Consider the following 14354-nt stretch of genomic DNA (forward strand, 5'->3'; position numbering starts at 1 on the left):
GGGAGGGACCTGCATGAACTCAAAGACCTTGTTCTCCGTCGAAGGCAAGACCGCGATCGTAACGGGCGGATCTCGGGGAATCGGCCTGATGATCGCGCGCGGATTCATCGACGCCGGCGCGCGCGTCGTGATCTCCTCACGCAAGGCCGACGTCTGCGACGCTGTGGCGGCGGAACTCGGACCCAATTGCGTGAGCATCCCCGCCGACCTCTCCAATTCGAAAGGAATCGAGCACCTGGCGCGCGCCGTCTCTGAGCGCGAGAACGCAGTCCACATCCTGGTGAACAACGCCGGCGCAACGTGGGGCGCGCCGCTTGAGGAGTATCCGATAGAGGCCTTCGACAAGATCTGGGCCGTGAACGTCAAGGCGATCTTCCACTTGACGCAGTTGCTGCTCCCGTCATTGCGCAAGGCCGCCGTGCCCGGCGATCCCGCGCGCGTCATCAACATCGGATCGATCGACGGGCTGAAGGTTCCCTTCTTCGACAACTACGCATACTCGGCGAGCAAGTCGGCGGTGCACATGCTGACGCGCCACCTCGCGCACAACTTGCTGAAGGACAACATCACCGTTAACGCGATCGCGCCGGGGTTGTTCCCAAGCAAGATGACGCAGTTCGCCTTCGAGAACGCCGGCGAGGCGCTCCTCTCGGCCATTCCAATGGGCCGCGCCGGCGAACCCGAGGACATCGCCGGAACCGCGATCTACTTGTCCTCACGTGCCGGCTCGTATCTGACCGGTGCAGTCATCCCCGTAGACGGCGGTGTCTCTACGCGGTAAGCGCGCCGATCACGCGGGACGAACGCGCTGGGAAACATCACGTAGACGATCCAGCGCGCGCCCCGCGCGCCCCGAATCGATCGATTCGCGCGCCAGCAAGAGCCCTTCGGCGATGTCGGATGCAAGTCCGGCGACCTCCAGAGCAGCCGCCGCATTCAGCACAACGGCGTCGCGCACGGATCCGACTTCCCCCGACAGCACCCGCTCGACCACCCGAGCATTGTCGGCAGCCGTCCCGCCGGCAAGCTCGGCCAGGCTCGAGCGCGCAATGCCGACCGACGCCGGATCGAACCGCCGCGCGCCGCCGCCGTCACCCACATCCCAAATCGTCGATGTCGTCGTCACCGTCAACTCGTCGAGCCCGTCGTCACCACGAAAGACCATCGCACGCTCGGTCCCAAGGCGCCCCAGCGCAGCGGCAAGCTTCGGGGCCATGTCCGCGTCGCTCACTCCCACGGTTTGGCGCAACGCCCCGGCAGGATTGGTGAGCGGACCAAGGAAATTGAACACCGTGGGGATGCCAAGCTCGCGGCGCACCGGTCCCGCATGCCGCATCGCGGGATGGAACACCGGAGCGAAACAAAAGCCGATCGCCGCCTCACGAATGCAAGCGGCAACTCCCTCCGGCGCAAGATCAATGACGACCCCGAGCGCCTCCAGAACGTCGGCCGAACCGCACGCCGACGACGCCGCCCGGTTCCCATGCTTTGCGACCGGCACACCTGCTCCGGCGACCACCAGGGCAGCCATCGTCGAAACGTTCACGGTTCCGGCACGATCTCCGCCGGTGCCGCATGTATCGATCACGTCGGGCCCGGCGTCCACCTTCAACGAGAACTCCCGCATCGCGCGCGCGAAGCCGGCGATCTCTTCCACCGTCTCGCCTTTTGCGCGAAGACCCAGCAACAACGCGCCGATTTGCCCCGGTGACGCCTCCCCCGACATCACAGCGCGCATCACGTCGGCTGCGCGCGCCTCGTCGAGGTCCTCACCGCAGGCAAGAGTTGAAAGAGTGTCGGGCCAGGAGAAATCGCTCATGATCCACGGAAGTATAGAGGCTCCCCGGCGCGCGATATCCTGAACTCATGCGAATCGCATTCGGAGCCGACGAACGAAACGCCGTCACGGATTTCGTACGCGCGGAACTCGAGCATCGAGGGCATTCGGTAACGGTCGGTTTCGGGCCTTCCGCCGGGAGCGACGAGCAGTGGGCCGACGTCGGCCTCGGCGTTGGGAACGCCGTTGCGCGCGGCGAAGCCGACTCGGGCATCGCGTGCTGCTGGACGGGGACCGGCGTGACGATCGCCGCGAACAAAGTCGGCGGCATCCGCGCCGCGCTGTGCAGCGACGCCGAACAAGCGCGCGGCGCGCGGCGCTGGAACGACGCAAACGTCCTCGCGCTCAGCCTTCGCCTAACCACCGAAGCGCTCGTCGCCGAGATCCTCGATGCGTGGTTCTCGACAGAACCCGATGCGTCGGAAGCCGACAACATCGCCAAGGTTACGCGCGCCTGACTACTGCGCGTCGGCGAGCATCAGCGACATCTGGGCGGCATTGCGAACCCCGTAGTCGCGGTAGCAATTATTGAAGAGCACATGTGTCCGGCGCGCGCGACCGGCCAGCTCCCGCACTTGCGGCACCCATTCCCGAAGCTCTTCCTCCGAGTACAGGTACTCGAACCGCTGCGCCGCGGTGATCCCCCGCTGCTTCCACGTCCGGGTGTTTCGGCCGTGGAACCGCACGACCGCCAATTCACTCGTGGTCACCAGGGTGAGCGGCGGCATGCTGGAGGAAAACCCCTGCGGCATGTCCACGTTCACATATGCAAGATCGTTGTCGGATAACCACCGCACAGTCTCCGAGGCGCGCGCCGGCGTCAGCATCCAGTCGCGGCGACGGAACTCGACGGCAACACGGTAATCGGGAAGCCGCGCCGCGCAGGACTCCACGTACGCGCGGTTGCCGTCGCAGGGAACGAACCACTCGGGGAACTGGAAGAGCACAAAGCCCAACTTTCCTGCCGAGTGCAACGGCATCAACGCCGAACGAAACATCTCGAACACTTCGTCGAGAATCGGCGCCGGGACATCCCGTCGCGACAGCGTGGCCGTATCCGCAACCGCCGCGCGCATGCGCTTGGGGAGCGACGACACCTTCGTCGGGTGCCCGGTTAGCAGCGAGAACGCCTTCACGTCAAAAGTGAACTCCGGCGGAGTTCGCTGCACCCACAACACGCAGTTCCGCTCGGACGGCAGCGCGTAGTAGCTTGCGTCGACCTCGACCAGGCTGAACCGCGAGGCGTAGTAGCCCAGACGGGCCTCAGCCGTCGTCGCACCGTCCGGGTACCAGCCGGCGTCCAGCAACGTCGGGTCCGTCCACGAGGACGTTCCCACCAGAACCTCGCCCATCGCTTAGGAAAAGTATCGCGCTGCGATCCGGGCGGCGACCCTGGTGGCAACTGCCTGTGCCGTTAACCCCGGAGCAACGCCTCCCGCCCCGTTTGGGAAGATCGACGTGTCGGCAATGAACAGCCGACCCACATCGTGCGCTTCGCCGTCGCGGTCAACCACGCCCGCGGCGGGATCAGCGTGCATGCGCATCGTTCCGTGCGCGTGCATCGTCGTCGGCGCAGCGTCGGCCCGGTGAATCGAGTCGGGTTCTGCTCCGGTTGCCAGCAGCACCTCGGCCGCGCGCCGCGCGAGCCAGTCGCGGCGGCGAGAAGTCCCGGCCGTCGGGCGGTAACGGACGACGGGCGCCGGGTTGTGCTCGTCTGAGACCTCGCAGGACAGCGCGACGCCGTTCTCCAAAACAGCGTCATCGTCGGTGGTGATCGCGATGACGAGCGTGTGCCGGTACGCCTCCAATCGCCGCTTCAGCGCGCTCCCCCACGCACGGCCCGACACCGCCCATGGTCCGTCCCCTCGGATTGCCCGCGGACCGAACGAGGTCGAATGCGCGAAGGACAGCGGCCCCATTCCGACGGACTCAAAGGATCCGTACCCGGGGAAGTCGGCGCGCGCCATCGACGTCTGCCCCTCGAACATGTCCACGTTGCGCGGCAGCACCCCCGAGACGTAGTCGCACCAGTGCGTAGTCAGGTAGCGCCCGACGACACCGCGGTCCGGCAGTCCGCTCGCCAGCCAAAGGCGGGGGGTCTCGACGGCTCCGCCGGCGAGAACGATCACGCGCGCCTGCTGCTCGTAGCGCCGTCCGTCGCTGGCGCGATAGCGCACAGCACGGGCGCGCGCCTTGCCTTCGTGCTCTTCGAACACGATCGCCGTCGCGAAAGCGCCTGTGCGGAATTCGCACCGGCCGGTTCGTAACGCCGCCGGCGCGTAAGTGACGTTGGCGCTTCGCTTCGCCAGCCGCTCCAGGGGCGCCCCCTCAGGGTTACGACATCCGATCAGGCACTCACCGCACTGCGTGCACCCGTCGACGGCCGGGTAACGCATCGACGCGACCGGCTTTACGGACGGCAGGACGGCGTTCGACTGCATTCGCCATCCACTCGCGCGAAGGTCCGGCCCAACCGCGTGTTCGATGCCGATCACCTCGCACCCCCGGATGAATAGCTCGTCCTTCGGAGCCACGACGTCGGGAACCGAGACCGGCAGGGTCTCCTCGACCCGGTAGTAGTAATGCGCCAATTCGCGATAGGACAAAGGCCAGTCCCGCTCGATCGCGTCAACGTGCGCGCGGGGACACGTGGCCCCAAAGCGCAAGGTGTTACCGCCGACTCCAGCCGTCTGGAACAGAGTTCCCAGCCCGTCTCGCACGCGTGGCCACGACGGCTTCGTGCGGTCCCTGGGACCCCAGCGAAGAACCCCGTCGAATGGATTGCTCATGTCCCATTCGAGCCCGGTGAACTCACGCTGAGGGTCGTGCCATGGTCCGGCCTCCAGGACCACGACCCCCAGCCCGATCTCCGCCAGTTCCTTCGCGACGACCGTGCCGGTGGCGCCGGCACCGACGACCACGACATCGGGAACGTTCGCCGGGGGCGAGAACGACATCACCGACCCCGCAATAGGCGGGACCTTGCGCGTGATGGCCCGTCGAACCCCGTCATCTGCCATCCCAACGAGGAGCGGACAACTCTTCCGTCAGCGTCTTGCCCCGTCCACTCGCCGTACACGGCAGCGACCGAGAGCAGTCCGAGCAGTTCGGGGATCTCGCGAGACTCGGCGGAATCCGCCGAGGCGAGTTCGTCGAGCACGCGCGCCCGCTCGCCTAAGTCGAGCTCGCAGAAGTCCCGGCCCGCGAACACCGAAGCGGCAATGGTATCCAGCGTTGCCGCAACCGACTCGGCAGACGAAAGGTAGTGCGACACGAAGCGATCGGCCTCGACGCCGGCGGCGCCCGGCGATGGATCATCGTCGGGACCGGGCACGAACACCTCGGTGGCGGCGCGAATCGTGCGGGCCGCGGGCGAGTCGTCGTGACTCACGAGTGCGTCAGGCCGGCTCGGAAAGCTGCTCTTCGGCCACGTCGTCGGCAGACGCCTCTTCGGGCGGGGCATCCCCCCCGGCCGGGCCTCCCGGCCGGCGCACGCTTCCGGCGGCGGCTACGCGCGCAGCCTCGGCCGCGAGCACTCGCGGCGAAACCGGCTCAACGATCGCATGATCGGCCCCGGACCACCTCGCCAGCCCGGCATCCTGCGGGCGGCTCAGCAGCACGATCACTGCCGGCGGAGCATCCAGGAGCTTCAACTCGCGCGTCAACCCGAATGCGCCGTAGGGCTCTGCAATCTCGTCGGTGACGACCAGATCGAACTCTTGGGTCTTAGCGAGGTGAAGTGCCTCGACACCGTCGTGCGCGACCGACGTCTTCCAGGATTCACCCAGAGAGGTGGAAATGCGCGCGCGCTTTTGTTCGTTGTTGGAAACCAGGAGAACTCTCACGGGGGCCAATCTTATCCCAGCCGGCACGTTCGCGGGCACGGGAGTACTTGATCGGACCGACCGGAGGTGTATGAAGTCACCAGCAGGATGCAACCCGAGGAGGCCCTATGGAGCGAAGCATGGCAGAGAAGCTGCTCGCCGAGTTCGTCGGCACGTTGACTCTGATCTTTATCGGAGCGAGTTCGATCATCGCCGCGAGCGCGAGTCCCGGCGGAGCCGGCCTGGTAACCATCGCCCTCGCGCACGGCTTGGCCATCGCCACCATGGTCTCGGCGCTCGGACACATCTCCGGCGCCCACTTCAATCCCGCCGTAACCATCGGAGCCCTGGTGACCGAGAAGATCGGCGCCAAAGATGCGGCCGGCTACATCGCCGCCCAACTCGCCGGCGGCGCAGCCGGTGCGGCGCTCATTCGCGCCGCGCTCCCCGAAGGGGTTTGGGGAGCGGCCAAGCTCGGCGCCACTCTGGTGTCCCCCGTCGTCTCCAACGGACAGGCCGTCTTGCTCGAAGCCGTTCTTACGTTCTTCCTGGTCTGGGTCGTGTTCGCCACGGCAATCGACCCGGAGGGTTCCTTCGGCAAGATCGCAGGCCTCACCATCGGTTTTGTCATCACGATGGACATCATGGCCGGCGGACCGTTCACCGGCGGCGCAATGAACCCTGCGCGCAGCTTCGGCCCGGCGCTCGTCGGCGGGTACTGGTCCGGATGGTGGGTGTACTGGGTCGGACCCGTGGCGGGCGGAGTCATCGCAGCCGTCGCCTACGACTGGCTGATCCTGTCCAAGCGCGGCACCGGCGGCGCCGCCACACCGGACGATCCCATGCCGGCGCCGCACGGCTGGGGCGCCCATGGCGAGGACCGCGACGCCACCATCGACGGCGAACACGAATAGACGAACGTCGCGAACGCTCGAAGCACGACGGAGCCGGTCCCAAAGGGACCGGCTCCGGTTGTTTTGAAGTGCTCGAGTCGCCTAGGAGACTTCCCAGGTGTCCCCGCTGACCAGCAACTTGGACAGGCTCCCCTCGCCGAGCTTGGCGCGCGCCGCGTCCAACTGCTGCGCCATCTGATCGCCGTACACCGGCCGTTCAACCGAACGGAAGACCCCCAGAGGGGTCGGCTCCTCAGGACCGGACGCCAAGTGCGCGAGCTGGAATGCAAGCGCTGGGTCCTGGCGGTGCGCATCGTGCACGAGCAGGTTCTCCTCGCCGACGTCGGCAACTTCAACGATCTCCAGCGAACCTTGAGCCGTCATGCGCACGCCCCGCGCCCCGTCGGCGCCAAAACGAACCGGCTTTCCGTCTTCCAACCGGATCTGGTTCTGGAGCTTGTAGTCCTTGCCGGACACCGTCTCGAAAGCCCCGTCGTTGAAGATCACGCAGTTCTGGTAGATCTCAACGAACGACGTCCCGCGGTGCGCGGCGGCCTGGCGGAGCACCGAGGTGAGGTGCGGCCGGTCGATGTCTATCGTGCGAGCCACGAACGTCGCCTCCGCCCCGAGCGCCAAGGCGACCGGGTTGAAGGGGTGGTCAAGGGATCCGAACGGAGAGGACTTGGTGACCTTGCCCATCTCCGAGGTCGGCGAGTACTGCCCCTTGGTGAGCCCGTAGATCCGGTTGTTGAACAGCAGGACCGTCAGGTTCACGTTGCGGCGCATCGCGTGGATGATGTGGTTACCGCCGATCGACAATGCGTCGCCGTCTCCGGTGATCACCCAGACATCCAGGTCGGGGCGCGCGGTTGCCAGTCCCGTCGCGATCGCGGGCGCGCGCCCGTGGATTCCGTGGATCCCGTAGGTGTTCATGTAGTACGGGAAACGGCTCGAGCAGCCGATTCCGCTGACGAACACCGTGTTCTCCTTCTTGATGCCGAGTTCCGGCATCACGGCCTGCACCGCGGAGAGAACGCCGTAGTCCCCGCACCCGGGGCACCAGCGGACCTCTTGGTCGCTGACGTAGTCCTTCTTCGTCAACGTCGCCGTCACTTGTCCGTTGCTCTCTGTCATCTGGGTCACGCCCTCTTCAGGATCTCAGCAGCGATTTCAGAAGCGCGGAAGGGCAGGCCCCGCATCGAGGAGAAGACCTGCGCGTCCACCAGGTACTCGGCCCGGATCAACTTCGTCAGCTGGCCCAGGTTGTTCTCCGGCACCATGATCCGCTTGTAGCGGCGAACCACATCTCCGGTGTTCTTCGGGAAAGGATTGATGTGGTACAGGTGCGCGTGAGCGACCTTGCGCCCCTCGTCGCGAATGTCGGCGATCGCCGCCTTGATCGGACCGTAGGACGACCCCCATCCCAACACCAGCAGCTCGGCGTCCCCAGTCGGATCATCGACCTCAAGCTCAGGAATGTCGTCGGCGATCTTGTCGACCTTCGCTTGGCGGAGCCGGCTCATCTTGTCGTGGTTGTCAGGGTCGTAGGAAACGGTCCCGATGCCGTCGGCCTTCTCAAGACCTCCGATACGGTGCTCCAGGCCCGGCGTTCCGGGAATCGCCCAGGGCCGCGCGAGGTTCTCGTCGCGCAAGTAGGGCCAGAACTCCCCATCGTGGTTTGGTTCGGTCGTGAACGGAACCGAGATATCGGGCAGCGCGTTCGCGTCCGGGACGAGCCACGGTTCAGATGAGTTCACCAAGTACCCGTCCATGAGCACGATCACAGGCGTGCGGTACTTGAGCGCGATCCGTGCGGCTTCCACTGCGGCCTCAAACCCCTCCGACGGAGTCCGTGTCGCAATGATCGGAATCGGAGCCTCTCCATGACGTCCGTACATGGCCGCCATGAGATCCGAGGCTTCCTGCTTGGTCGGCAACCCGGTGGACGGACCCCCGCGTTGGACGTTGATGACGATCAGCGGCAACTCAAGAATGACCGCGAGCCCAAGGGTCTCGCTCTTGAGGTCGAGTCCGGGCCCACTCGTCGTCGTGACGGCGAGATGCCCGCCGAAAGCCGCACCGACCGCCGCCGCGGCGCCGGCGATCTCGTCCTCTGCCTGGAACGTGCGCACCGGGAAGTTCTTGTGGCGCGACAACTCGTGCAGGATCTCCGTGGCGGGCGTGATCGGGTACGTCGACAGGTACAACGGCAGCCCCGACTTCTCCGACGCGGCGAGCAGACCCCACGCCATCGCGGTGCTGCCCTGGACGTTGCGATACACACCGGCCGCATACGGCGCAGGCTTGATCTCGAACTGGTGCGCGAACAACTCGGCCGTCTCGCCGTAGGCGTGCCCGGCCTTGAACGCCCGGACGTTCGCCTCAAGGATCTCGGCTCGCTTGGAGAACTTCCCTTCCAGCCAGCGGACGGTAACGTCCGTGGGGCGGGAGTACATCCACGACAGCAGGCCGAGAGCGAACATGTTCTTCGCGCGCTCAGACTCCTTCTTGGTGATTCCCTCGATGCCCTTGGAAGACTCCAACGTCATCGACGTCATTGGAACAGCGTGCACTTGGTAGCCCGACAAAGACCCATCGGTGAGCGGATCGGACGTGTACCCGGCGCGCTCAAGGTTCTTGTCGACAAACGCATCCTTGTTGGCAACGATAATGCCGCCGGGAACGAGGTCCTTTACGTTCGCCTTCAGACCCGCCGGGTTCATCGCGACAAGGACGCCGGGCTGATCCCCGGGAGTCAAGATGTCCTCGTCTGAGAAGTGGATCTGGAAGCCCGACACGCCGGCCAGCGAACCGGCAGGAGCTCGGATCTCGGACGGATAGTCCGGCAGTGTTGCAAGGTCGTTACCAAAGACAGCGGTGGCGTTGGTAAAGCGCTCACCAGTGAGCTGCATCCCGTCGCCCGAATCGCCCACGAATCGAATGACTACTCGATGGATCTCCTCAACGGATTTCGTTGCCACGTCCCATCTCCCCGTCGCCAGGAATTTCACCGACGATCACCGCCGGCCACAACCGAAACACGACGGGCAAACTACGGGAGAGCGCACCGAGCGTGGGGGCTGCGTGTCTCATCATACGCCCCCGGGCGGGAACTGTTTCGCGGGTCCCGGCAGTGAAGGCAGGCGGAAATCCCTTGGAAAAGGTAGGTTTTCCCCGTGAGCCTCTACTTCGACCATGCCTCGACGACCCCGCCGCACCCGGCGGCCCTGACGGCCGTGGCCGAGGCGACCGCCGGACTCTGGGCCGACCCTTCGCGGCTGTACGGCGACGCTCGGCGCGCGCGCATGGCCCTGGATCGCGCGCGCGAGCAAATCGCATACGCCATCCAGGCTCGCCCCGAGGAGATCATCTTCACAGGCAGCGGCACGGAGTCGTGCAATTTGGCCATCGCGGCAGCCGCGGGCGCCGCGCGCGCCGCGCGCAAACCCACCCGCGCCCTTGTCTCGGCAGTCGAGCATCGCGCCGTGTTGGCGGCTGCGCGCGCGCTCGAGGGCTTCGAGGTCGTCGAGATCCGCGTCGATGGGCAGGGGCTCGTCGATCTCGAAGCGCTGCGAAGCGAGTGCGAGGCCGGAGCGGGACTCGTTTCGATCCAGACCGCGAACTCCGAAGTCGGCACCTTGCAGCCGGTTGCGGAAGTTGCCGGGATCGCGCGCGCGGCCGGAGCCCTGTTCCACACCGACGCATGCATCGCCACCGGGCACATCCCGGTTTCAGTCGCATCGATGGGCCCCGACCTGCTGTCGGCCAGCGCGCACAAGTTCTACGGACCCAAGGGAGCCGGTTTCCTATGGGCACGCCGCGGCGTTCGCGTTCGCCCTCAACTTCTCGGCGACGACCGCGAGCGGGGACGCCGCGCGGGGATGGAGAACCTCCCGGCCATCGCGGGAATGGCGGCGGCACTCGACGCCCGCATCGCGGAGATCTCGGCCGAGGACACTCGGCTGCGCGCGCTGACCGACCGGCTACGCGAGGAACTTCCCTGGCGTGTCGAGGATCTCGTCGTTCACGGGCACCCCACCGAGCGGCTGCCCGGCATCGTGGCCTTCAGCGTGCTGTACGTAGACGGCGAGACGATGTTGCTCGACTTGGACAGACGCGGAATCGCGGTGCACTCCGGATCGTCGTGCACGTCCAGCACGCAGGAACCTTCGCACGTGCTGGCGGCGATGGGGGCTCTCACTCAAGGATCGGTGCGGGTCTCGCTGGGGCGGGACACTCACGACAAGGACATCGAGTTCTTCCTCGCCGCGCTTCCCGGGGTGGTCGCCGGCGCGCGCTCGCTTGCCGGAGCTGCAACGCGAAAGGCGAAGCGGTGACGACCGGGGAAACGACGGAACCGGAGGTCCTGGTGGACTGCGTCGGCGAGTTCTGCCCGGTCCCGCTGATCCGGCTGTCGAGAGCGGTGGACGCCGCCGGCGCAGGCACAGTCATCGAGGTTTGGTCGGACGACGAGGGAGCCAAAGTCGACATCCCGGTGTGGTGTCGGATGAAGGGTCAGGAGTTCCTGGGCCGGCGGGACCGCGAAATGGGCTGGGCTTTCCTGGTGCGTCGCGTCTGAGCGGAGCCGCCCGAGTTCTCGTGTCTACTCGAAAGAATCGCCGCACGCGCAGGTGGACTGGGCATTGGGGTTGTTCACGATGAACCCCGACTTCGCGAGCGAATCGACGTAGTCGACCTCGGCGCCGGTCAGGTACGGAACGCTCTTCTTGTCCACCGCGACCCGGACCCCATCGAACTCGGCGACACGGTCGGAGTCCTTCACCTGGTCGTCGAAGTACAGCGCGTAGCGCAAACCCGAGCACCCACCGGGCTGCACCGCGACCCGCAGCACCAGATCAGAAGCCTCCGCTTCGCGCGCAATCAACTCGCGGACCTTGCCCGCAGCCGCGTCGGTCAGCTTGATTCCGGTGGCAATCGCTTCGGTTTCCATGCGAGACGTATCTCCTTGGTCGGGCCCGATTGAGCCTGCCGCGTGGCTAAATTATACCCCCCGCGTGGGATTTCCACATGGGTAGCTCCAGCTCACCGTTTGCGTTCAAGAACCAATCGCGCGGCGAGCGACTGAAGCCCCGCCGCAGCGCGCTCCCGAGCCTCTGCAGCCGTTCCGAAGTGCTCGGTAAGCGTTCGCACGTCGGCGAACTCCGCAGGTCGCACCCTCGCGTCACCGACGAGCGCGATGCAGGGGATCCCTGCTGCCGCCGCCATTCGCGCCACCATCATGGGAGCTTTTCCGGCTGTGGTCCCAGCATCGAGCAGCCCTTCCCCGGTCACGACAAGATCGGCCCCCACAAGACGCCGCTCAAAGCCGATCGCCTCAAGAACGACCTCTGCGCCGCTGCGAAGCTCCGCGCCGAGCCCCAGCAGCATCGCCCCGGCGCCCCCAGCGGCACCGCCGCCCGGCGCGTCGAGGACGGGAATCCCCAGATCCTGCTCAATGCGCTCCCCGATCACTGCCAAGCCACGCTCCAGCAGCTCGACCACCTTCGGGGTCGCGCCCTTCTGCGGGCCGAACATCCGAGCCGCGCCCTCGGGGCCCACAAGCAAGCTCATCACGTCGGCGGCAACCGTAATCGGGATACCCACCAATCGGGAGTCCAGCCGCTCCGGATCGATACGCGCGACTCGCTCCATGTTCTGTCCACACGGCTGCAGCTCGGCACCGGCAGCGTCGAGAAAGCGGACCCCCAGCGCGCGCGCGATCCCCATACCTCCATCGACCGTGGCGCTGCCGCCGATGGCGATGAGGACCTTCGTCGGACGGCGCGCGAGAGCCCCCTTGAGCAACTCGCCCGTGCCGTAAGTCGAAGCGCGCAGAGGATCGAGGTCGGTCTCGGCAACCAGGCGAAGTCCCGACGCTTGAGACAACTCGACAACGCCGGTTCCGTCATCGAGCCTACCCAGGTGCGCGCGCACCGGAGTTCCAAGAGGACCGCGCGCGATGACCCCCATGATGCTCCCGCCCGCGGCGGCCACGAGGGCGTCGAGCGTCCCTTCGCCTCCGTCCGCGACCGGCGAAACGTCTGCGTCGGCGCCGGCGGAACGCAGGCCGCGCGCAATCGCCTCGGCCGCCTCGGCGCCGGTGAGCGTCCCTTTGAACTTGTCGGGTGCAACGATGACTCGCATGGCGCGCAAGCCTACCGGGTAGCGCACGCGCCGCAAGACGCGCCCCCGCGGATTCCGCGCGCCTCAATCCAGCCTGTAGAATCGCGCCTTCTGGAAGACCACCAACGGAGCCCGATGAGCCTGCGCATCGTTCTCGTCAGCGACACATTCGCCTACGCGTTCTTGAACCGGCGGCCGTATCCCGCATGGGAGCCCTACTGGAAGGGCTACCGCGACCGCGCGATCATCACTCCCGAATACGGATTGCTGTACATCGCAGGCGTTCTGAAGCAGCGCGGGATCCCATTCGATCTGGTCAACATCGTCGCCGACCGCTGGAACGACGTGCGCTGGTTCGAGGTTTCCGACGAGCACCAGCACAACGAGGCGGCGCGCGCGGAACTCGACGGCCTCATCGACGGGATGCGCGAAGACCTGTGCGCGCGCCTGACCGACGCCGACGTCGTCATGGTTCCAATGTCGTACTACTACATGGTGCGCGGCGTGAAACGGATGATTGCCCGGATGCGCGCCGCGGCACCGAATGCAATGTTCGTCGTGGGAGGCAACTACGCGACGATGCACGCGGACCAGGTGATCGCCGAGGGTCTTGCCGACGTCGTCGTTCGCGGCGAAGGCGAGGACGTGGTGGTCGGCCTTGTGGAGGAGATCCGCGCAGGCAAGCACTTAACCGGCATTCTTGATACCCGCGGAATCACCTACCGCCTGCCCGGAGGCGACCCGCGCAGCAACCCCGACATGCCCCGCATCGACGACCTCGACCGCCTGCCGCACATGTACTTCGCCGGCGATGAGTTCCGCGTCGGGATGCGGCATCGGTTCTTGAAGGCTCTGCAACCCGACGGCGACTATTTCATCGGGTCTTCCTATGTGACCAGCCGTGGATGTCCGGAGCGATGCACATTCTGTATGGACCCAACGATTTGGAACCGAAAAGTGCGCTTCCACTCCCCCGAGTACGTCCAGGATGTCGTGCGGTTCTGCTGGGACAACTACCACACGGCCGGCAAGCCGAAGTTCTACTTCGGGGACGCAACGTTCACCCTGCGCAAGGCCCGCCTGTACGACATCTGCGACCGGATCGGCAAGATCGGCTGGACCTACAACGTTCAAACGCGCGCCGACATGGTGGACGAAGAAACGCTGCTTCGAATGAAAGCTGCGAACTTCACCAGCCTCGCGTTCGGGAGCGAGTCGTTCAACGACGAGATTCTCGAAAGCGTCGTGCTGAAGCGGCAGACATCTGAGCAAATCCTGCGCGGCGCGACGATGGCGCGCGACCTCGGGCTCGATCCGATTCTGACGTTCATCGCCGGGCTCCCCGGCGAACCCAAGGAGTCCCATCTGCGGACGGTGTCGATTCTGCGCGAGCACGGGTTCAGCGAAGCGACGTTCTTCCCATTGGTTGTATTCAATGGCACTCCCCTGTACGACCAATTCGTCGCCAATCGGAGTCATCAAGACATTGAACTCGCGAGATTCGACGAGGACTCCGAGGAGTACTGCTGCCTATCGGAGGACTTCCCGACCAAAGAAGCACTGATTTCCTGGGCGGGATACCTCAACGGCGAGGTCCGCAAAGCCGCGAGTCCGGGTGACGACTTGTCGGGATCGACGACCGGACACCTTCTCGCGGGCTAGCGCCGTACGCCACCT

15 protein-coding genes are annotated in these 14354 nt (G+C 65.9%); 6 read left to right on the forward strand and 9 right to left on the reverse strand.

The genetic code is table 11. The features are described from left to right. Nucleotides 1-13: 13 nt before the first annotated feature. Entirely contained in the window at nt 14-781 is a 768-nt protein-coding gene (locus WDA27_01880; protein ID MFA5889696.1) for an SDR family oxidoreductase, read from the forward strand. A 9-nt stretch (nt 782-790) separates the two neighbouring features. On the opposite strand, the gene trpD is transcribed toward WDA27_01880, so the two are convergent. Then, a complete protein-coding gene (gene trpD / locus WDA27_01885) occupies nt 791-1819 on the reverse strand; it encodes an anthranilate phosphoribosyltransferase (GenBank protein MFA5889697.1) in 1029 nt (342 codons plus the stop codon). Nucleotides 1820-1866: 47 nt separating this feature from the next. On the opposite strand from trpD, the gene WDA27_01890 reads away from it, so the two are divergent. Continuing rightward, nucleotides 1867-2295 (forward strand): RpiB/LacA/LacB family sugar-phosphate isomerase, encoded by a 429-nt coding sequence (locus WDA27_01890; GenBank protein ID MFA5889698.1) that lies wholly within the window; start codon nt 1867-1869, stop codon nt 2293-2295. On the opposite strand, the gene WDA27_01895 is transcribed toward WDA27_01890, so the two are convergent. Genes WDA27_01895 through WDA27_01910 form a run of 4 tightly spaced genes read right to left on the reverse strand, consistent with a single transcriptional unit; the run spans nt 2296 to nt 5682 of the window. Then, nucleotides 2296-3189, reverse strand: a complete 894-nt coding sequence (locus WDA27_01895; protein MFA5889699.1) for a DUF72 domain-containing protein — start codon at nt 3187-3189, stop codon at nt 2296-2298. It abuts the gene before it with no gap. Between the two features lie 3 nt (nt 3190-3192). Next, complete coding sequence (locus WDA27_01900) at nt 3193-4794, reverse strand: GMC family oxidoreductase (protein ID MFA5889700.1); 1602 nt, start codon at nt 4792-4794, stop codon at nt 3193-3195. Then, nucleotides 4794-5228, reverse strand: a complete 435-nt coding sequence (locus tag WDA27_01905; GenBank protein MFA5889701.1) for a gluconate 2-dehydrogenase subunit 3 family protein — start codon at nt 5226-5228, stop codon at nt 4794-4796. Before WDA27_01905 ends, WDA27_01900 begins: the two co-directional genes overlap by 1 nt. A 7-nt stretch (nt 5229-5235) precedes the next feature. Further along, on the reverse strand, nt 5236-5682 hold the full coding sequence (locus WDA27_01910) for a hypothetical protein (protein MFA5889702.1): 447 nt from the start codon (nt 5680-5682) through the stop codon (nt 5236-5238). A 119-nt stretch (nt 5683-5801) separates the two neighbouring features. Between WDA27_01910 and WDA27_01915 the strand changes: the two genes are divergently transcribed. Next, the gene (locus WDA27_01915; GenBank protein MFA5889703.1) at nt 5802-6575 is read left to right on the forward strand and encodes an MIP family channel protein; all 774 of its coding nucleotides are present in this window, start codon (nt 5802-5804) and stop codon (nt 6573-6575) included. Between the two features lie 81 nt (nt 6576-6656). Here WDA27_01915 and WDA27_01920 read toward each other — a convergent pair whose 3' ends face one another. Then, complete coding sequence (locus WDA27_01920) at nt 6657-7688, reverse strand: 2-oxoacid:ferredoxin oxidoreductase subunit beta (protein ID MFA5889704.1); 1032 nt, start codon at nt 7686-7688, stop codon at nt 6657-6659. A gap of 5 nt (nt 7689-7693) precedes the next feature. Continuing rightward, nucleotides 7694-9535, reverse strand: coding sequence for a 2-oxoacid:acceptor oxidoreductase subunit alpha (locus WDA27_01925; GenBank protein MFA5889705.1), 1842 nt, complete (start codon nt 9533-9535; stop codon nt 7694-7696). A gap of 195 nt (nt 9536-9730) precedes the next feature. On the opposite strand from WDA27_01925, the gene WDA27_01930 reads away from it, so the two are divergent. After that, a complete protein-coding gene (locus WDA27_01930) occupies nt 9731-10891 on the forward strand; it encodes a cysteine desulfurase family protein (protein ID MFA5889706.1) in 1161 nt (386 codons plus the stop codon). Beyond that, nucleotides 10888-11133, forward strand: coding sequence for a sulfurtransferase TusA family protein (locus WDA27_01935; GenBank protein ID MFA5889707.1), 246 nt, complete (start codon nt 10888-10890; stop codon nt 11131-11133). The genes WDA27_01930 and WDA27_01935 overlap by 4 nt, the downstream gene beginning before the upstream one ends. A gap of 24 nt (nt 11134-11157) precedes the next feature. On the opposite strand, the gene erpA is transcribed toward WDA27_01935, so the two are convergent. Both erpA and WDA27_01945 read right to left on the reverse strand, forming a co-directional pair. Then, nucleotides 11158-11505, reverse strand: coding sequence for an iron-sulfur cluster insertion protein ErpA (gene erpA / locus WDA27_01940; GenBank protein MFA5889708.1), 348 nt, complete (start codon nt 11503-11505; stop codon nt 11158-11160). Nucleotides 11506-11597: 92 nt separating this feature from the next. Continuing rightward, nucleotides 11598-12698, reverse strand: a complete 1101-nt coding sequence (locus WDA27_01945) for a glycerate kinase (protein ID MFA5889709.1) — start codon at nt 12696-12698, stop codon at nt 11598-11600. A gap of 114 nt (nt 12699-12812) precedes the next feature. Between WDA27_01945 and WDA27_01950 the strand changes: the two genes are divergently transcribed. Beyond that, complete coding sequence (locus WDA27_01950) at nt 12813-14339, forward strand: radical SAM protein (GenBank protein ID MFA5889710.1); 1527 nt, start codon at nt 12813-12815, stop codon at nt 14337-14339. Nucleotides 14340-14354: the final 15 nt, after the last annotated feature.

The organism is Actinomycetota bacterium, from assembly GCA_041658565.1.
Classification (GTDB): Bacteria; Actinomycetota; AC-67; order AC-67; family AC-67; genus JBAZZY01.